Genomic DNA, 20,112 nt, shown 5'->3' on the forward strand with positions numbered 1-20,112 from the left:
TGATACGCGAAGACATCATTGGGTAACTTCCAGAAAATTCGAGTCCCTCCGGGGGCCAGTCTTTCCCCTCTGAAGCGCGACTTTTCTCAGGTCCCCTGGGAAGAACTTGGGAAGAATCAGCCTTCAGAACGACAAAGCCCCCTCGGCGCCGTGATGGCAGCCGAGGGGGCTTTTTTGCGTTTGGGCTCAGCGCGACACCTTCGGCCATGCATCCCGTATCAGCGCAGCGTCACCGGCCCATACGCTGTTTGACGTATGTATGAAGTTTTTTGATTTCGTAATACTGGGCTGCAACAGGAAGCCACCCATGCGGACAAGCGTCGCAAATCCTCTCCGCTTGTGATCAAGCTGGTGGCCTCCACATCGCTCTACCTACCGATCAAACATGACCAATACAGCGTTCTGGACTATCTCCGACTGGCAATCTGCCTACCAACGTGGCGCCGCGCCCTCAGATCTTCTGGTGCCTCTGCTAGCCAGTCTGAAGGACAGTGATACCGCCTGGATTTCCCGTTTGTCCACGGAAGGCCTGCACACACGGCTGGTACAACTTGGACAGCAACGGGAAGCGGTCGGTGGAGACTTGTCCAAACTCCCGCTTTACGGCATACCGTTTGCCGTCAAGGACAACATCGACGTGGCAGGGCTGGCAACGACCTGCGCCTGCCCCGAGTTCGCATTCCTGCCAGCCCACAATGCAACGGTCGTCGACCGGTTGGAGGCGGCAGGCGCCGTGGCCATCGGAAAAACCAACCTCGACCAGTTCGCTACCGGCCTGGTGGGCACGCGCTCCCCTTATGGCCCCGTGCCCAACGCATTCAAGCCCGAATTCATCAGCGGGGGCTCCAGCTCGGGCTCTGCTTCGGTAGTGGCGCGCGGCCTGGTGCCATTCGCATTGGGCACCGACACGGCCGGCTCCGGCCGCGTGCCTGCTGGTCACAACAACCTCGTGGGCTTGAAACCGACACGTGGCCTGGTGAGCAACACCGGTCTCGTGCCGGCCTGCCGCACGCTGGACTGCATCACGGTGATGGCACTGAGCGTCGGCGATGCCGATGCGGCGCTGCGCACCATGGGCGGCTTCGACGCCACCGATGCGTACTCGCGCAGCGCCCCTGCTCGTCCCGCTGCATGGCCTGCCAAGCCGGTGCTGGGCATTCCGGCATCGCCCGACTGGTTCGGCGATGCGAATGCCGAGCGCGTGTACAGCGATGCGCTGCGCCGGCTGGAAGCCATCGGCGTGGAACTGCGGCCCATCGACTTCGCCCCGCTTTTCGAGGTCGCCGCGCTGCTGTACGAAGGCCCATGGGTCGGTGAGCGCTACGCGGCCATCGAGGACCTCATGAACACCAGGCCCGAGGTCGTGCACCCCGTCGTGCGCAGCATTGTGGACAAGGCGAAGAACTTCAGCGCCGTGGACACCTACAAGGCCGAGTACCGCCGGATGGCGCTGGCACGCAAGGCAGAGGCGCTGATGCAGGGGCTGGACGGCCTGCTCGTGCCCACGGCACCCAGTATCTACACCATTGAGCAGTTGCAGGCCGATCCAGTCACGCTGAACTCGCGCATGGGCATCTACACGAACTTCGTCAACCTGCTCGACTGGAGCGCCATCGCGCTGCCCGCTGGCATGCGTGCCGACGGGCTGCCCGCCGGAATCACTCTGATCGCGCCCGGCTGGCATGAGGCACGGTTGGTCGAGTTCGGCCGACGCTGGCAGGCGGCCGCCCCCTGGAAACGTGGCGCCTCGCAGCAGGACCTGCCGCCCATCGACGCACCTGCATCAACCAATCTGGACGGACAGGTCGTCGTCGCTGTGGTGGGTGCCCATTTGTCAGGCATGCCGCTCAACGGCCAGCTCATCGAGCGCGGCGCCACGCTACTGGAAAGCACCCACACCTCGGCCGCGTACCGCTTCTACGCGCTGCCCGGCACCGTGCCTCCCAAGCCCGGCCTGGTTCGCACGGGTGATGGCGCACCCATCGCCGTGGAACTGTGGGCGATACCGGTGGAGCGCTACGGCTCCTTCGTGGCATTGATCCCTTCGCCATTGGGCATCGGCACGCTGGAACTGATCGACGGTCGCACGGTGCAGGGCTTCGTCTGCGAAGCGTGGGCCACGCAAGGGGCCGAAGACATTACGTCGCTCGGAGGCTGGCGCGCCTACATGGCTCGCAAGTAACCCCGCCCTCCCCTTTGACCATCTACTTTTCGAGCGGCCTGCGCGACAGGCCAGGCCGCTGCATTGCCTGGAGTCCGCCCATGTTCAAGACCGTACTCATTGCCAACCGTGGAGAAATCGCGGTACGCATCGCCCGCACCCTCAAGAAGATGGGCGTGCGCTCGGTGGCCATCTATTCGGACGCCGACCGCGACAGCCTGCACGTGGCAGCGGCCGACGTGGCCGTGCCCTTGAACAGCGATGGCGGCAGCAGCCCGGCGGAAACCTACCTGCGCGGCGACCGCATCCTGGAGATCGCCAGAGAAACGGGGGCCGAGGCGGTGATCCCCGGCTATGGCTTCCTGTCCGAGAACACCGAGTTCGCCGAGCAGTGTGCGGCAGCGGGCATCGTCTTCGTTGGCCCGACACCGGACCAGGTGCGGCGCTTCGGCCTGAAGCACACCTCGCGCGAGATCGCCGAGGCGGCGGGCGTGCCGCTCACACCAGGCACCGGCCTGCTGCAAAGTCTGGAGGACGCCAAGTCAGCTGCACAGCACATCGGCTATCCGGTGATGCTCAAGAGCACGGCGGGCGGCGGCGGCATCGGCCTCTCGCGCTGCGACAACGAGGCCGAGCTGATCGCGGCCTACGATTCGGTGCAGCGCCTCGGCCAGAACTTCTTCAAGGACAGCGGTGTGTTCATCGAGCGCTTCATCGCCGATGCGCGCCATGTCGAAGTACAGATTTTCGGCAACGGCCAAGGCCGCGTCGTGGCGTTGGGAGAGCGCGATTGCTCGCTGCAGCGGCGCAACCAGAAGGTGGTCGAGGAAACCCCGGCACCGCACCTGCCGCCAGCCACGCGCAAGGCGCTGCTGGCCGCTGCCGTGAAGCTGGGCGAGGCCGTGGGCTACGTCTCGGCCGGCACGGTAGAATTCATCTACGACGGCGCGCGCGATGCCTTCTACTTCCTGGAGGTGAACACCCGGCTGCAGGTCGAGCATCCGATCACCGAGGAGGTGACGGGGCTGGACCTGGTGGAGTGGATGGTTCGCATCGCCGCTGGTGAGCCGCCATCCTTCGACGACCTGCCTGAACCCAAGGGTGCCGCCATGGAAGTGCGCGTCTATGCCGAGAACCCCGTGCGCGGCTTTCAGCCCGCGCCCGGTGTGCTGACCGACGTGCAGTTTCCCGAAGGCGTGCGTGTGGACACCTGGGTGCAGACCGGCACCGAGGTGTCGGCGAACTACGACCCGATGATCGCCAAGGTCATCGCCTACGGCGCTGACCGAGAGGAAGCGCGCCACAAGCTGCTGATGGCCCTTGAGTTGACGCGCCTGCACGGCAGCGCCACCAACCTGGACTACCTGCGCAGCATTTTGCAGAGCCAGGAGTTCGTCACTGGCACTGTGTCCACGCGATTGCTGGACCGCTACGAATACGTCTCGCCCGTGGTCGAGGTGCTGGAATCTGGCACCTACACCACGGTCCAGGACTACCCGGGACGCACCGGCTACTGGGACATCGGCGTGCCGCCGTCCGGGCCGATGGACGACTATGCCTTCCGCCTGGCCAACCGCATCGTCGGCAACCACGAAAGCGCGGCCGGACTGGAATGCACGCTCCAAGGTCCGACGCTCAAGTTCCACGGCAACGCGGTGATTGCACTCACCGGTGCGCCAGCCCTCGCGACGCTCGACAACGGCGACCCGCTGCCCTGGTGGAAGCCCATCGCCGTCCGCGCAAACCAAGTGCTTCGCATCGGCAAGGCCACCAGCGGGTGCCGCAGCTACGTGGCCATCCGGCGCGGCATCGACGTGCCCGACTACCTGGGCAGCAAATCCACCTTCGTGCTCGGCCAGTTCGGCGGCCACGCAGGACGAACGCTGCGCGTGGGCGACGTGCTGCCCGTCAGCCGGCCCGACCTGGCCGCCTGCAGCACGCCAGCCCCCGCCTATGTGCCGGCGACGCCTCCCCATGAACTGGTGCCAGCCTATGGCAAGCACTGGGACATCGCTGTGCTCTACGGCCCGCATGGCGCGCCGGACTTCTTCACAGAAGACAGCATGGCGGCCTTCTTCGCCACCGACTATCAGGTTCACTACAACTCCAACCGGCTGGGTGTGCGCCTGATCGGGCCGAAACCTGAATGGACACGCAGCGACGGCGGTGAGGCGGGACTGCACCCGTCCAACGTGCATGACTGCGTGTACGCCATCGGCAGCATCAACTTCACGGGCGACACGCCGGTGATCCTGACCTGCGACGGTCCGAGCCTGGGTGGCTTCGTCTGCGCAGCGACCATCGTCAAAGCGGAACTGTGGAAAGTGGGACAGGTGAAGCCGGGCGACACGATTCGCTTCCGGCGCATAGGCTTCGAGGAGGCACTGGCGCTGGAGAAGGCGCAGGACGAGGCCATTCGCCTGCTGCGCCCGCAGACCGAGCGACCCGCTCAGAGCCTGTCCACTGCACTGGCCACGGCTTCGCAATGCGTCTTGGCCGAATTGCCCGCCGAGGGCAGCCGCCCCGCCGTGGCCTATCGCCAGGCTGGCGACAAGTACATCCTGTTGGAATACGGCCCGAACGTGCTGGACTTGCGTCTGCGGCTGCGTATCCACCTGTTGATGGAAGCACTCAAGGCCGCCAGGGTCGACGGGGTGCAGGAACTCTCGCCTGGCGTGCGCTCGGTGCAGATCCACTACGACAGTCGGGTGATCGCGCAGTCCGAACTGATCGGCAAGCTGATTGCGCTGGAGAAACAGCTTCCAGACGTGGAAGGTATCAAGGTGCCCAGCCGCATCGTGCACCTTCCCATGGCCTTCGAGGATTCGGCCACCCTGGGCGCAGTGCAACGCTATCGTGAAACGGTGAAATCCGAAGCTCCCTGGCTGCCCAACAACGTGGACTTTATTCAGCGCATCAACGGACTTGGCAGTCGCGAGGATGTGCGCAAGACGGTGTTCGACGCCAGCTACATGGTCATGGGACTGGGGGATGTGTACCTGGGTGCCCCCTGCGCGGTGCCACTGGACCCGCGTCACCGGCTGCTGACCTCCAAGTACAACCCCGCGCGCACCTACACGGCCGAGGGCACGGTGGGCATCGGTGGCGTGTACATGTGCATCTACGGCATGGACTCGCCCGGCGGCTACCAGCTCGTCGGCCGGACCGTGCCGATCTGGAACAGATTTCTCAGCAACGGCCAGTTCGGCGCTAACCCCTGGCTTCTGCGCTTCTTCGACCGGGTGCGCTTCTACCCGGTCAGCGAGACTGAGCTGGACAAGTTCCGTGTGGACTTCCGCGCGGGGCGGGCACAGACACGCGTAGAAGATGCAGTGTTTGACTTGGCTGAGTACGAAAGAGAACTTGCGCAGAACGCGCAGGAGATCAACACCTTCAGGGAGAAGCAGCATAAGGCCTACGCAAACGAGGTGGCACTCTGGGAAAGCGACGTAAAAGCCGATGCGAGCGAAAGCGCGGCTGAGTCTGTCGCCGGCCCTATGGATGCCAACACAGTCACTGCCGACATGTCCGGCAATGTTTGGAAGTTTCTCGTCGAAGTAGGCCAAGAGGTCGAAGCCGGGCAACCACTTTTGGTGTTGGAAGCGATGAAGATGGAGTTCCAGGTGGTAGCCAGTCAGGCAGGCAGGATTGCTGCCGTGCATTGCCAAGCTGGAAAGGCTGTGGCTGCGGGAGATGCGTTGATGGTGCTCGAAGCGTTACAACCGGCCGGCTCCTGAAGTCCTGTGCGGCATTCAAGGAGACCGACCTTTTTCAGCTCAGCGCGGTGTGCTGGCTGGGCGATGGGGAGTATCAGGTGGGTTCGCGTCGCCAGCTACGCCTTCAGAAGCGGTGATGCAACGTGATCTCCGCACGCCGCCCCTCGCCCACCAGCCACTGCGTCGTGGTGTAGTAGGCCGTGGAGAAATAGTGCTTGTCCAGAACGTTGAACCCGCGCAGCGTCAGCGTGGTATCTGCAGTGGCCTTCCATTGCAGTGCCATATCGAAGGTGGTGTACGCCCCCAGCTTCAAGGTATTGGCGTTGTCGGCATAGCGTTTGCCGACATGGCGCAGCCCTCCTGACAGTGTCCAGTTCGAAGCGAGGTTCCAGCCCACCCAGACATTGGCGACACGTTCAGGCACGTCGGTGGGCACGTTGCCATTGCGGGACACGGTGACGCCGCCAACCGACTCGCTGAAGTCGTCGTACCGCGCCTTGAGCAAGGCCACGTTGGCATCCAGCCGGACCGTCTTGGCGACCTGCATCGACAGGGTGCTCTCCATGCCTTTGGATGACCGCTGCCCCACCTGGATGCGCAGCGCGGGGTTGGCAGGGTCACGCGTGAGCAGATTGTTCTTGGTGATGGAGTACATCGCCAGCGTCCAGTCGCCCTTGCCTTCCCAGAACGATTGCTTGAGGCCGATTTCGAACTGCCGCCCTGTGGACACGTCGAAAGCGGCGTTGGCGGCAGACAGCATCAGCAGGCCGCTCACCGGATCCGCCGCCTTGGATGCCTGGGCATACAGTGACAGGCCGGGGTGGAGTTGGTAGACCGTTCCCAAGCGCCACCCCGCATTGGAGTAGCTGCGCTTGAAGGCCTGCGTACCAGCCACCAGGTCCTGGCGCGAGAGATTTGTATGGTCAAACCGCGCACCTGCCACCAATGACCAGCGGTCCGTCATCTCCAGGCGGTCCTCAGCGAACAGCGCATATTGCTCGGCCTTGTTGCGATAGCGGGGAATGAAGGGAATGGAGCTGGTGTATTGACCGGGATCGGGGTTGTAGGGGTCCACCGAACCGGAGCTGCCCACATAGGTGTTGTTGGAGTGCTGGAAAGCCGCGCGGTTGACATCGAAGCCCAGGGACACCTGGTTCTTGCGACCGAAGAGACTGCCGCTGAAGGTCGCATCCGTGGTGTTGCCGGTCTGCGTCTGGTCATGGGCGATCTCGGTGTTTCCGGATCGGTCGATCAGGCCGGTGGAGGCGTTGTACAGGTAGGTCTCGGCGTTGCGCCAGTAGCGGTCGCTGGCTATGTGATAGAGCTTGCTGCGCACGATCACGTTGCTGGAGGGCGTCCATTGCGCCGCCAGTTCGGTCCAGCGGTCCTTGTACTGGATGCGGCTGTCGGCCACGTTGTAGTTGCGTTCGCGTACCGCCGGATCCTGAACTCCATTGATCAACGGCGTGCCGAAGTAGCGCATGGGCTTTTGCCTGCCCAGTGCGTGGGACAGTTGCACGCTGAAGTCCTGCACCGGATCCCATCGCAAGGCTGCGGAGAGGGTGCGGCTGCTGGAATCACCCCGGTCAACCCATCCGTCGGAGCGGTCGCCACTGGCATCCAGACGGTAGGACCAGTGCTCATTGATTGCGCCGCCGCTGCCAAAGGCCAGGCCGCGTTTTCCGTCGGTGCCCACCGTGGCCTGGACCTCGTTGCGTATCGGACTGCGCGTGGGCTTCTTGGGAATCACATTGATGACCCCGCCAATGGCGCCATCGCCATAGATCACGGAAGCCGGTCCACGCAGCACTTCGATGCGGTCTACGGACCAGGTGTCGAAGGGAAAACTCACGCCCACACCGCCATATTGGCGAGTGCCGTCATACAAGCGCATGACCGATGTGGTGTCGGTGAAGCCCCGTGCCGACAGCGAACTGCCGCTGTTGCCCGGATGCCCCAGGCTGGTGATACCCGTGGAGCGGGTGATTGCATCGACCAGCGAATTGTCTCCCCTGGCCTGCAGTTGCTCGCGCGTGATCACTTCGACACTGGCGGGCGTATCGCGTGCGCTGAGATCCAGTCGGCTGCCGGTGGCCAGCGGGCGCTCCAGGGCGCTGTCGCCGGATGAGCGCACGGTGACGGTGTCCAGGGTTGTGGAGGCCTGCCCCCAGCTTGCCGAGCAAGCGAACGCCATGGGGAGCAACACCACGGCCCGGGTCTGGCGAGAACGTTGCAAAAAGGTGGACGAAGAAGTGTGAACGATGCCTTCGGGCATCGCGGGGCCAATGGAACGGGTCATGAGCGATTTGCGTGCAAGTGAGACCTGCCGTGCCCCGCAAGGCCCGGCGGCGAAGGTGAGGCAGGCATCGGGGCCCGCCGCACAAGGCTTACACGCGCGCCGGCGGACCTCTGGGCGGAAGCGGTGCCCCCACCAGCGCGGCAATGCGCGCCGACTCCACGGGCTGCACCGCCAATCCCAACGGCTGCGGCTGTTCAAACTCCGGCGAAGGGTGAAGCAAGGCAGGCGTGACCACCAGGCACAAAGGACAGTCGAGCGAGTGGTGCGTGCCGGCACTCGCCTGTCCTTCGTCATCCAGCACGACGACCTGCATGCTGCCATTGCCCGTGCAAACCACTTCCAGGGAGCGCGGATGCACGATGGGCGACGCCACGGCCATCGCCAATGCCAGCATGAACCACGCCAAAGCAAGGCGGGGCAGCATCAGGCAGTTGCGCAAGGTTTGCATGCGTACGCATTATGGGGGGCCATCGCCTGTTGAGCGAGGCAACTGCCTGGCAAGCTGTTGTGAGTTCCCTGCAAAACTGCCTTGCCATCCGCCGCCTTCAAGCGGCGGCAGCGCCTTGACCAAGATCAACCGGGCCGGATCTGCATCCGCCATTGCGCAAGAAGGTTGCTGTCGGTCCGATATCGCCGCCATAATCGCGGGCTATGCACACCCTTCGCACATCGTCATTCTGGAAGCGCCTCGCCCTGGCGTGGTTCCTGCTGACGCTGGGTGTTGCGGGCGCTTCGCCCTTCGTGAACCCCAAGACCATGGAGTTCATCTGCTCCAGCGGCGGAGCCATCACCATGGTGGTTCTTGACGACGAGGGCCAGGCCCAGGCGCCAGGTCAGCACACGCTCGATTGCTCGATGTGCCTGGCCCCTGCATTGCCTCTGCCTCCCGTCAGCCTGGCGGTGGCACAACCCCATCCTCTGGCGGCAGCCCTGCATCCGTTTGCAGCGGCCCATATCGCAGCCCTGGTCGGCGCGCCGCTTCCGCCCCGCGGTCCTCCCGCACAGGCCTGATTCCCTCGCATCGATAGCGCGGCTGCCTTGGCCGCGACACCATGGCAAGGCCTTGCGCCACGCCAGTTGCGAGGTCATTTCCTGGCCTGCCCCAAGCCCCCAATGCGCCCGCCTGTGACCAGGCCGGCGGTGCGGCGCACGGGCAATGGCCTGCCCTGGATCGTCCAACAATGACTTGCGCAGTTCAGACGGACTGCGTGCACACCCATGCCTGCCCAACGCTTCACCTGCATTCCGGCCGTTTTCCACAGGTCCTCCATCGCCTCGGCCCTTCTCACACTGGCTGCCGGAGCGCATGCCCAGGAGCCTCGGATGGCCCCCGTCACCGTCAATGCCCGCCCCGTGGTGGAAGAGATGGAGCTGGATGCGTTTTCCTCCAACTCGGCCGTGATCGCCCAGGACCAATTGCGCGACCAGAACGCGGTGGACCTGGCCTCGGCCCTGCGCCGCACGCCCGGTGTGCAGATCTCGCGCTACAACCCCGTGGGTGCCTTTGGCGGCGATCAGGGCGGCGCCGTCTATATCCGCGGCATGGGTGTGAGCCGGCCCGGCAGCGAGATCAAGACCTATGTGGACGGCGTGCCGTTCTACATGGGACTGTGGAGCCATCCCCTGCTGGACCTGCTGCCCGTCAACGGCATGCAGTCCATCACGGTCTACAAGAGCCCGCAGCCCCAGGTCAATGGCAACAACTTCGCCTCCATCGACTTGCTCACGCGCCGCGCCACCGAGGACGGCGTGCACGGGGATGCCAGGATCTCGGCGGGCTCCTACGGCACCCTCACCGAACAGGCCAGTCTGCTGGGCAGAAGCGGCAACCTGGATTGGAGCCTGGCCCAGGGCTTTGCGCGCTCGGACGGCCACCGCACCAATGCGGATGGCCGGCTCAGCAACCTCATGGGGCGCATTGGCTACAGGCTGGGTGCGAACTGGTCGGTGGCGGCCAGCTTCCTGCAGGTGGACAACAAGGCCAGGGACCCTGGCGACGCACGGCTTGCCGCTGCGGCGCAAGCCCCCCAGTACAACACCAAGGCCAGCATGTTCAGCAGCTCCGTGTCCCACGTGCATGGTGACTGGCGGGGCGAGCTCAAGCTGTACAGCAACCATGGCCGGGGCGACTGGCTGGACCAGCCCGCGCCGGACGGCGACAGCATCAACAAGTTCCGCATGAGCGGCCTGCGCTGGAAGGAACAGTTCTCGCCCTGGAAGGGGGCCACCGTCACTGCAGGCCTGGACCATGACCGCATTTCGGGCGATGCCGCTTTCAACCGCGTCGCACCAGCGACGCAGGGATTTTTCCAGGCGCCCACCTTCAGGATCACCTCTCCCTATGCGGGACTCAGCCAGGAGATCCCGCTGTCGGCGACATGGAGCCTGGTGCCGTCTGCCGGCCTGCGCATGTACGACCACAGCCAGTTCAGCTCCAAGGCGGCCCCCCATGCGGGCCTGTCGCTGGCCTCGGAGCAGTTCACCGTCTACGCCAACCTGTCGCGCGGCATCAACTACCCCGGGCTGGAGACGCCGCTGCTGGCATCGCTGATTCCGGCCCTGGGCTCCACGTGGCAGCGGCTGTCCGCCGAGGAGATGGACCACGCCGAACTGGGCTTCAAGTGGACGCTGTCGCAGGCCACACAGCTTGACGCCAGCATCTTCCACGACAAGGTCAAGAACCGCTATGTCTTCGGCTTTCCGCCCAATGTCCCGCCCCCGCCGCAGTTCATCAACCTGGGCGGCTACACCATGCGCGGCATGGAGCTGTCGCTGCGCCAGGCGCTGGGCGGCGGCTGGTCGGGCTTTGCCGGCCTGACGCTGCTGGACCCCAGCATGGACAACCTGCCCTACAGCCCGCGCCGCGCGCTGACGCTGGGCGTCAATGGCAAGGCCGGCCCGGTGCGGGTCGCCTTCGATGCGCAGTACCAGTCGGCAGTCTGGGCGCTGAGCCGCGCGCGGGGCGCCGATGCCGCCAACACCGAGCGCGTGGCCGGCTTTGCCGTGGCCAACCTGCGAGTGGCCTATCCGGTGCCTGCCCTGGGCAGCAAGGGAGAGGTTTTCCTGGCCGTGGAGAACCTGTTCGACCGCAACTACGCCTATCGCCCCGGCTACCCCATGCCCGGCCGCTCGGCACAGATCGGCGTGGCGGCCAGCTTCTGATCCCCCGCCCGCACAGCCCGCACAAGGAGCACGCATGAGACATCTTTCTTTGAGCAGCATCGCCCTGTCGATGGCCCTGGTCCTGGGCCTGCCCGCCATGGCGGCGGCCTCGGGCGCGACGCCCCCCGCCACGGCCGGGTCGGCTGATGCGGCGGCCATCCGCAGCGTCATGATGGCCACCTGGGACAAGCCCGAGGCCAGGCTGGAGGTAGCGCCCATCTCCATCGAAGGCGGCCATGCGGTCGCCGGATGGATACAAGGCGATCGCGGTGGCCGGGCCCTGCTGCGGCGCGACGCGCAGGGCCAATGGCTGGTGGCCGCCTGTGGCGGCGATGGACTCAAGGACCCCAAGATGCTGGCAATGGCTGGCCTGTCTGCATCGGCCGCGCGCAGTCTGGCCAGCAAGGTCGTGCAGGCCGAGTCCGCCATGCCCGCCCCGCGCCGCGCCCTGCTGTCCCTGTTCGACGGCATGGTCCATATGGACGCGCAGGGCCAGCATCCCCCATCCGCACATCCGGCCCATTGAGCCGATCGCCTCCTCCACACCATCCACCGTCTGCCTCACCTGATGTCTGTCTCCCTCTCCTTCTCGCGCAGCCCCCTGGCCCTGTCCATCGCCCTGGCACTGGCCTCGGCGGCCCATGCCCAGGGCCTGGTCGCCCCCCAACCGTTGAGCCAGGACGACTCCGCCCTGACGCTGGGCACCATCAGCATCACCTCCAAGGCCTCCGGCCCGCTGTCCACGCGCAGCGTGTTCAGCTCCGTGGACATCGTGGGCGCGGACATCCTCGAGAACGAGCATGTGGACTACAGCTGGGAGCTGCTGTCCAAGGCGCCCGGCGTGCAGGTCACGCAGTTCAAGCAGGGCACGGATGCCGGGCGCTTCTCCTTCCGGGGCTTCAACGGCGAAGGCCGCATCAATGCGGTCAAGCTGCTGATCGATGGCATCCCCAGCAATGACAACGCCGGGGGCATGCCCTTTCTGGACGCGGTCTTCCCGCTGGACATCGAGGCCATCGAGATCGTGCGCGGCACCAATGACGCGCGCTACGGCCTCAACAACATCGCCGGCAATGCCAACGTGATCACCCGCACGGGCGGCAACGAGGGCCGTGCCAGCGTGACCGTGGGCAGCTTCGGCACCCAGGAGTTGCAGGTGTCCAAGGGCATCGAGAGCGGCAACTGGAGCCAGAACTACTTCCTGGCCTGGCGCGATTCGGACGGCTACCGGGACCATGCCGATGCCCGCAAGCTGTCCCTGTCCGGCAAATGGTTCTACACCTCGGACGATGGCCGCTGGCGCACCGGCATGATCGCGCGCTACTACCGCAATAAGGCGCTGGAGTCGGGCTACCTCAGCTACGAAGAAGCCATCAAGGCGCCGCGCAGCTCCCCGGCCTATGCGGCGGCCGACCGTGGCGAGCGGGAAACCGGCCAGCTCAGCGCCCACCTGGATGGCGAACTGACGCCTGAGCTGTCGCTGTCTGCCAAGGTCTACGCCAACCAGTACGAGAACCAGCGCTGGGTGCGCTTCTCGGCAGCGGGATCTCAGCAGGAGCGCTACAACGACGAGCAGCAGCAAGGCGCCATCACCACCCTGACCTGGCGCCCCAAGGTGGACTGGGCGCATGAATTCACGCTCGAAGGCGGTCTGGACGCCCAGCGGCAAAGCAACCTGGGCCAGCGCTACCGCACCACGGAGCGCGTGCGGACCTCGCAGTTCCGCGACTGGGACTTCGACCTCCATACGCAGGGCGCCTACGTGCAGGCCGTGATCCGCCCCATCGAAGCCCTGCGGATCATCCCGGCGCTGCGCATTGACGACGTGGATGGCGACTTCATCGACCGCCTGGCCGGCACGCGCGCGCCCGTGCATGACTACGGCCTGATCAAGCAGCCCAAGATCAGCATCGCCTACACCCTGAGCCAGCAGGCCAGCGTCTACGCGAACTGGGGCCGGACCTTCCAGATCGGCTCGGGCATCGACGCCTACCGCACGCAGGATCGCAACCTCAGGCCCTCCATCAATGATGGCTGGGAAGCGGGCGTCAAGTTCTCTCCCCTGCCCTGGCTCAACGGCCGCGTGGCCTACTGGGAGCAGCGCGCCTCGGGCGAGGTGGCCCGGGTGCTGGGCGTGGACGGCCTGCCCGACCCGGGCGGCCTGGGCAACGTGGGCAAGACGCTGCGCAAGGGCTACGACATACAGCTCAACATGAAGCCCCATGCCCGCACCACCGCCTGGATCGCCTACTCCCACCAAGTGGCGCGCATCACCGCGCCCGACCCCAGCGCACCCGCCACCCTGGGCAAGGAAATCGAGAACGTGCCGCACTACCTGGTCTCGGCCGGCGTGGACTGGCAGGCCACGGACCGGCTGAAGCTGTCGGCCTGGGGCAATGCCCAGGGCGACTACTACCTGGAGCGCACCAATACCCAGGGCCGCGCAGGCAAGTTCGCCGTGCTGAACCTGGGTGCCAGCTACCGCCTCTCGGACACCATGGACCTGGGCCTGCAGGTCAAGAACGTCACCAACCGCAAGTACGTCTACGCCTGGTATGACAGCGGCTCCTCGGGCTACTCGCCCGCCGACGGGCGCGGCGTCTATGCCAGCATGAACCTGCGCTTCTGATGGACACCTTCCAGCCGTCCACCGCACCAGTCACGTACCAGTCACGTACCAGGCACGCACCCGACACACACGACATTTTTGCCAACGAAGGAGAAACCCATGAAACGCCACGTCCGTTTGCTTGCCCTCGCCGCCGCCATGATCAGCGGATTCGCCAATGCCCAGGTCAGCGTCAGTGATGCCTGGGTGCGCGCCACCGTGCCGCAGCAAAAGGCCACCGGCGCGTTCCTGAAACTGCAGGCCGCACAGGACAGCAAGCTCGTCGCAGCGACTTCGCCCCTGACGCCGGTCGTCGAAGTCCATGAGATGGCCATGCAGGACAACGTGATGAAGATGCGCCAGGTGCCGTCCATCGCGCTGCCGGCAGGCAAGACCGTGGAGCTCAAGCCCGGCGGCTACCACGTGATGCTGCTGGACCTCAAGCAGCAGGTGCAGGAAGGCCAGACCGTGCCGCTGACCCTCATCATCGAAGGCAAGGACGGCAAGCGTGAATCCGTGCAGGTGCAGGCGCCCGTACGCCCGCTGGCCACCAAGGCGGCGCCCTCGGGCCACGATCACAAGCACTGACACAGGGCCCATGCGCTGCAGCAGCCTCCGCATCAAGCGCTGGGTGGCCTTCGGGCCACCCGCCTGGCCGTGGGCGTTGCCGGGCGCACGACAGCGGCGCGACCAGGGCCGGCGCTTTGCCGCCTGGATGGCTGCGGCGCTGCTGTTCGCCTTTGTGCACCCTGCCCTGGCGATGGTGCTGGCATCGGGCCAGGGCAGTGGCGACCCGCTGGCGCGGCTGGCCATGGAAGTCTGCACGCCCCTGGGCCTGCAGCAGGCGCAACCGGCATCTGCTGCGGGGGAGCCTGAAGCCAAGGAGCAGACCACGGCCGCCGGCCAGGCGCATTGCCCGCTGTGCCGGGTCGTGGGCGATGCCCCTCCTGATGTGTCCCGCGCGGACCTGCGCTTTGCCGCGCCGCCGCCTCCCACCCCGCTGCCGCCCCAGGCCCTGCGCCCGCGGGACACCGTGCTGCGCGTGGTGCTGAGCACTCCCCCCAGGGCGCCTCCCCTTCCCTGAAGCCCGAAAGGGCCGCACGGGCGGCATGCCGTCGCCCATTCCCGAACTCCTTTCCCATGCCAAGCCGCGACCCGCGTCGCAGCCTGCAGGGTTACCCACGCCTGCGCGCCGCCATGGCCCCAGCGCAGGCACCAAGAAACCGTTTACCCATGCGTACCACTTACTTTGACAACTCCCGCTTTCCCCTCGCCCTGATCGCCACCGCGCTGCCGCTGCTGCTGGCCGCCTGCGGTGGCGGCGGAGGCGGTGACAACAGCCAGCCCACCACGCCCACAACGCCCACGGGCCCCCAGGCCGTGGCCATCGAGTTCGCCGCCAAGGCCGGCAACCTGCCCGCCAACTGCGGCACGCCCATCGCCGGCATGGGAACCAGCCAGGCCACGGTGGACCTGCATGACCTGCGCTTTTACGTCAGCGGCGTCTCGCTGATCAATGACAAGGGCGAGGCCGTGGCCGTCACCCTGGACGTCAACGACTGGCAGACCAAGGAAGTGACGCTGATCGACCTGGAGGACGGCACCGGCGCATGCGCCGACGCAGGCACGCAGGCGCAGAACACGCAGGTCCGGGGCACGGTGCCCGCAGGCACGTACAAGGGCATCAGGATGACCGTGGGCGTGCCCTCTTCGGTCAACCACACCGACTATGCCGTCGCGCCCAAGCCGCTCGATGTGCAGGCCCTGGCCTGGTCCTGGCAGGCCGGCCGCAAGTTCGCCCAGATCGAGGTCAACCCCGTGGGCGGCGTGGCCCGCCCCGCACCGGCCGCCCCCGGCAAGACCTTCTACGTCCACCTGGGCTCCACCGGCTGCACGGGCAACCCCGTGACCGGCGAGACGGTCAGCTGCGCGCGTGCGGACCGCATGGATTTCGGGTTCGGCGATTTCAATGCCGGCACCCAGAAGGTGGTGCTGGACATTGCGCAGCTGCTGCAGGGCTCGAACGTCAAGGAAGACCTGGGCGGCGCCGCCGGCTGCATGTCCGGGGCCACCGATCCGGAATGCGTGCCCATCTTCAGCGCGCTCAAGATCGATCTGACCACGGGCCGCTCCATCAATGAAGGCAGCGGCCAGACCGTGTTCCGTACCGAGGCCAAGTAATGCACAAGCCCCATTCGCTTCGGCGGGTGGCGGCATGGACCGCCGCCCTGTGCGGCCTTGCCGGGGCCATCGCCCTGGCGGGCTGCGGGGGCGGCGACACCGCCGTCCACGATGACTCCGGCAGCAGCACGGGCTGGTCCTGGGTGCTGCCCTCCTTTTTCCCCACCCCCAAGGTGCCCGACACCAATCCCATGACGGCGGAGAAGGCCGAGCTCGGCCGCTTTCTGTTCTATGACAGGCGCCTTTCGGGCAACGGCACGCAGGCCTGCGCGAGCTGCCACATACAGTCCAAGGCCTTCACCGATGGCCTGACGACCTCACTGGGCTCCACAGGGCACGCACATCCGCGCAACGCCCAGAGCCTGGCCAACGTGGTCTACAACGCCACGCTGACCTGGGCCAACCCCTCGCTGGTCACGCTTGAAAAGCAGATGGAGACGCCGCTGTTCGGCACGGACCCGGTGGAGATGGGCGTCAACGACAACAACAAGGAGGAAATCCTCGCGCGGCTGGCTGCCGACACCGGCTACGGCCCGCGCTTCGCCAGGGCCTACCCGGGCCAGGCAGCGCCCATCACCTGGGGCAATGTGATCCACGCCATCTCGGCATTCCAGCGCACCATTCTTTCGGGCAACAGCAAATATGACCAGTACCTCAAGGGCAGCACGGCACTGAACCCGGCCGAGCAGCGCGGCATGAACCTGTTCTTCGGCGAAAAGGCCGAATGCTTCCACTGCCACAGCAGCTTCAACTTCAACGACCAGATCGTGCACGCGGGCAGCCGCATCGTCGAGACCCCGTTCCACAACACGGGCCTCTACAACATCGGCGGCACCGGCGCCTTCCCCGAGCCCAACCGGGGCGTCTATGAACTGACCCAGCTCTTCAAGGACATGGGCAAGTTCCGCGCGCCCAGCCTGCGCAATGTGGAAGTCACCGGCCCCTACATGCATGACGGCAGCATCGCGACGCTGGAGGAAGTGCTGCAGTTCTATGCGGCCGGTGGCCGCAACATCACCTCCGGCCCGCATGCCGGCGACGGGCGCGCCAACCCCAACAAGAACGACTTCATCAACCAGATCGCCCTGACGGCCGACGACCGCGCCGACCTGCTGGCCTTTCTCAAAACCCTCACGGACCATGAGCTGCTCACCAACCCCAGGCTCGCCGATCCCTTTGCACGGCAGGCAGGCCAATAGCATGCAACGCAGCTTCCTCGCGCAATGCACGCCGCTGGCAGCGGCCATCGCCGTCGTCATCGCCTTGGCGGCAGGCAGCGCCGCCGCGCACACCCTGGATGACGGCATACCGCAGACCAACGGCCTGCGCATCGACATGGCGGCGGTGGCCGCCTATCTCCATGGCGATTCCACCTTGCCGGCACCCAGGCTGGCCGGCACGCTGGGCCTGGGCGACACGCCTGACGACCAGCGCGGCTGGCGGCTGGAGCATGGCACCCTGGGCGCCGGCCTGCGCGTATCTCCCCAACTGGGGGCCAACATCGTGATGGGCTGGCACGACAGCGACCCAGCCCACGTGGAGGCCGCCTGGATGGAGGCGCGCAGCGGCTCAGACGCCGAGCTGACCCTGGGCGCAGGCCGCAACCGCGTGCCCATGGGACAGGTGCTCACGCGTGCCGGGCACTTCGACCGCTACGGCCAGATGCCGCTGGCCAAGCGGGCGGCCTTCAACGGCGACTGGATCGAGGATGGCGTCAACGCCGCCTGGCGTCCCCACCTGCAAGGCGCCATGTCCTGGCTGCAGGGCATTGACCTGGGGCTTTGGCGCGCCCGGCGCTTTCCCGGCAGCGACAACGCCGCCTGGGCGCCCGTCCTGCATGCCAGCGCCGCCTGGACCTCGGTGCAGGCAGACGTCTTCTACAGCCGGATGCAGCCCAAGGGCCGCGGCGCCTATGTACAGCGCTCCAACAGCGGCCACATCCACACGGCGCCACAGTGCAACGCCAGCCTGCGCGACATCACCTGCTTCGACGGCACCGTGGACCTGGCCGGGGCCAGCGCTACCTGGACCACGCCGTTGCCCGGCGTCCAGCTCACCGCAGCAGGCATCTGGCGGCGCGAAAGCGGAAACCTCTATTCCCAGAACGGCGACACCCGCTACCAGGGCCGCACGCTGGGCGGCTGGCTGGAAGTGCTCTGGCAGCCGCGCGCGCGCTGGGAATTCGGCGCCCGCCAGGAATGGCTCAGAAGCACCAATCGCGTCAGCGGGCCGGGCGCCCTGCTGGTGGCCACGGACGCCAACCTGCTGCCCAACAACCCATCGCGCCGCTTCACGGCCATGGCCGGCTGGCGCCCCGTCAAAAGCGTTCTGATCGCGCTTGAAGCCGGGCGCGAGCACATTGCCGGCAAAGGCCATACGGTGGCAGGCCTGCGGCTGATCTGGACCCCCGATGCCCTGTTGGAAAGGAACTGGAAATGACCACAATGCTTCGCCGCCAGGCGCTTGGAATGCTGCTGGGCACGGGCTGTGCCCTGACACTGCCGCTGACGGCACGGGCCCATGACTTCCGGGCGGGAGACCTGGTCATAGACCACCCCTACGCCACGCCCTCCATCGCCGGCTCCAGCAACGGGGCGGCGTATTTGCGGGGGATCAGGAACAAGGGAAAGAACGCCGACCGGCTCATCGGGGCCAGCACGCCAGCGGCCGCACGCGTGGAGCTGCATGAGATGAAGATGGAGGGCGACATCATGCGCATGCGCGAAGTGCCCTTCATCGAACTGCCCGCAGGCCAGGAGGTGCAGCTGCGCCATGGCCAGTCACACCACCTCATGCTGATCGATCTCAAGCAGCCCTTGCGCGAGGGTGATCGCTTCGATCTGACGCTGCAGTTCGAAAAGGCTGGCGAGTACAAGGTCAAGGTCTGGGTGCAGCAACCCAAGCGCATGCCATCCGGACACCAACACCCGCATTGAACGGACATGCGGCAGGAGCCGCGCCCCACAAGGCGAGATGCAGCCATGAGCTGCTGCAATCGCCGCCATGGGACTTCCCGGCAGCTCAGTCTTCGTCCAGCGCCTCAAACCGCTCTGCCAGGAAATCCAGCAGCGCCCGCACGGCCGGCAGCAGCCCGCGCCGCGAGGCGAACACCGCGTGGATGATCTCGCGCCGTGGCGCCCAGCCCGGGATGACGTGGACCAGTTCACCGCGCGCGATCTGCTCGCGCACCATCATCGAGGGCAGTTGCACGACGCCCACCCCCGCCAAGGCCGCCGCGCGCAGCGCCAGCATGCCGCGCGTGACCAGACGCGGCCGGTGGCGGATGGCCGCCTGCGTGCCGTCCGGGCCGATCAGGTGCCACACATGCTCGTGCTGCGGCAGGCCCAGGTCCATGCTCGGCAGGCCTGTCAGATCGGCGGGCACCTGGGGGATGCCGCCTGTCAGCAGCTGCGGGCAGGCCACCAGGCATTGCCCGCGCTCGGCGAGCATGCGCATCACCAGGTCGCTGTCCTCCAGCGGCGGCGGGCGCACGCGGATGGCAACGTCGATTCCCTCGCCCACCACGTCGACGCGGCGGTTGGTTTCCTCGAGGTGGATCTCCACGCGCGGATACGCGGCCATGAAGGCCGCCAGCATGTCGGCGATGCGCGCATCGAGCAGCGCCACCGGGCAGGTCATGCGCACGATGCCGCGCGGCTCGGCGTGGGTCAGCGCGATGGCCTCGTCGGCGGCGTCGGCCTCCACCAGCATCGCCTTGCAGTGGCCGTAGTAGGTCTGGCCGGTCTCGGTGACGGCAAATCGCCGCGTGGAGCGCTGGATCAGGCGCGTGCCGAGACGCTCCTCAAGCTGCGCGATGCGCCGGCTCAGCTTGGATTTGGGCATCCCCAGCGCGCGGCCCGCGGGCGCAAAGCCGCCGTGGTCCACCACCTGCACGTAGTAGTAGAGGTCGTTCAGGTCTTTCATTGCACACCGCCTTCATCGTTCCTCAGATAGGACTCTGATGGCAAATATTAACGACTACCGC

At 66.3% G+C, this 20,112-nt stretch carries 15 protein-coding genes; 12 read left to right on the plus strand and 3 right to left on the minus strand.

The window, feature by feature from the left end; translation table 11 throughout:
• The first annotated feature begins 385 nt into the window (after positions 1 to 385).
• Positions 386 to 2,182 carry an allophanate hydrolase gene (gene atzF, locus U6958_RS22105; RefSeq protein WP_074923510.1) on the plus strand — a complete coding sequence of 599 codons (1,797 nt, stop codon included), beginning with the start codon at positions 386 to 388 and terminating at the stop codon, positions 2,180 to 2,182.
• A gap of 80 nt (positions 2,183 to 2,262) precedes the next feature.
• Positions 2,263 to 5,898, plus strand: coding sequence for an urea carboxylase (uca, locus tag U6958_RS22110; protein WP_074923511.1), 3,636 nt, complete (start codon positions 2,263 to 2,265; stop codon positions 5,896 to 5,898).
• Positions 5,899 to 6,001: 103 nt separating this feature from the next.
• On the opposite strand, the gene U6958_RS22115 is transcribed toward uca, so the two are convergent.
• Both U6958_RS22115 and U6958_RS22120 read right to left on the minus strand, forming a co-directional pair.
• The gene (locus U6958_RS22115) at positions 6,002 to 8,176 is read right to left on the minus strand and encodes a TonB-dependent siderophore receptor (protein ID WP_074923512.1); all 2,175 of its coding nucleotides are present in this window, start codon (positions 8,174 to 8,176) and stop codon (positions 6,002 to 6,004) included.
• Positions 8,177 to 8,264: 88 nt separating this feature from the next.
• Entirely contained in the window at positions 8,265 to 8,624 is a 360-nt protein-coding gene (locus U6958_RS22120; protein ID WP_016452463.1) for a DUF2946 family protein, read from the minus strand.
• 203 nt (positions 8,625 to 8,827) lie between these two features.
• Between U6958_RS22120 and U6958_RS22125 the strand changes: the two genes are divergently transcribed.
• The 10 genes from U6958_RS22125 (at position 8,828) to U6958_RS22170 (ending at position 19,063) form a co-directional block, all read left to right on the plus strand.
• Complete coding sequence (locus tag U6958_RS22125; protein WP_016445422.1) at positions 8,828 to 9,187, plus strand: hypothetical protein; 360 nt, start codon at positions 8,828 to 8,830, stop codon at positions 9,185 to 9,187.
• A gap of 312 nt (positions 9,188 to 9,499) precedes the next feature.
• Positions 9,500 to 11,338, plus strand: coding sequence for a TonB-dependent receptor (locus U6958_RS22130; protein WP_074923513.1), 1,839 nt, complete (start codon positions 9,500 to 9,502; stop codon positions 11,336 to 11,338).
• 34 nt (positions 11,339 to 11,372) lie between these two features.
• Positions 11,373 to 11,864, plus strand: coding sequence for a copper uptake system-associated protein (locus U6958_RS22135; RefSeq protein ID WP_061288307.1), 492 nt, complete (start codon positions 11,373 to 11,375; stop codon positions 11,862 to 11,864).
• 42 nt (positions 11,865 to 11,906) lie between these two features.
• Positions 11,907 to 13,967 carry a TonB-dependent receptor gene (locus tag U6958_RS22140; protein ID WP_074923514.1) on the plus strand — a complete coding sequence of 687 codons (2,061 nt, stop codon included), beginning with the start codon at positions 11,907 to 11,909 and terminating at the stop codon, positions 13,965 to 13,967.
• Between the two features lie 99 nt (positions 13,968 to 14,066).
• Entirely contained in the window at positions 14,067 to 14,534 is a 468-nt protein-coding gene (locus U6958_RS22145; RefSeq protein WP_013803107.1) for a copper chaperone PCu(A)C, read from the plus strand.
• Positions 14,535 to 14,544: 10 nt separating this feature from the next.
• Positions 14,545 to 15,030: a DUF2946 family protein gene (locus tag U6958_RS22150; RefSeq protein ID WP_017404965.1), complete on the plus strand. Its 486-nt coding sequence runs from the start codon at positions 14,545 to 14,547 to the stop codon at positions 15,028 to 15,030.
• A gap of 149 nt (positions 15,031 to 15,179) precedes the next feature.
• The gene (locus tag U6958_RS22155) at positions 15,180 to 16,127 is read left to right on the plus strand and encodes an MbnP family copper-binding protein (protein ID WP_074923515.1); all 948 of its coding nucleotides are present in this window, start codon (positions 15,180 to 15,182) and stop codon (positions 16,125 to 16,127) included.
• Positions 16,127 to 17,326 (plus strand): methanobactin export MATE transporter MbnM, encoded by a 1,200-nt coding sequence (locus U6958_RS22160; protein ID WP_074923516.1) that lies wholly within the window; start codon positions 16,127 to 16,129, stop codon positions 17,324 to 17,326. The genes U6958_RS22155 and U6958_RS22160 overlap by 1 nt, the downstream gene beginning before the upstream one ends.
• A 1-nt stretch (position 17,327) precedes the next feature.
• Positions 17,328 to 18,566: a hypothetical protein gene (locus U6958_RS22165; RefSeq protein ID WP_074923517.1), complete on the plus strand. Its 1,239-nt coding sequence runs from the start codon at positions 17,328 to 17,330 to the stop codon at positions 18,564 to 18,566.
• Positions 18,563 to 19,063, plus strand: a complete 501-nt coding sequence (locus U6958_RS22170; protein WP_074923518.1) for a copper chaperone PCu(A)C — start codon at positions 18,563 to 18,565, stop codon at positions 19,061 to 19,063. Before U6958_RS22165 ends, U6958_RS22170 begins: the two co-directional genes overlap by 4 nt.
• 85 nt (positions 19,064 to 19,148) lie before the next feature.
• On the opposite strand, the gene U6958_RS22175 is transcribed toward U6958_RS22170, so the two are convergent.
• Complete coding sequence (locus U6958_RS22175) at positions 19,149 to 20,051, minus strand: LysR family transcriptional regulator (protein WP_074923519.1); 903 nt, start codon at positions 20,049 to 20,051, stop codon at positions 19,149 to 19,151.
• Between the last annotated feature and the right edge of the window lie 61 nt (positions 20,052 to 20,112).

It is taken from the genome of Delftia lacustris, assembly GCF_040267515.1.
Classification (GTDB): domain Bacteria; phylum Pseudomonadota; class Gammaproteobacteria; order Burkholderiales; family Burkholderiaceae_C; genus Comamonas; species Comamonas tsuruhatensis.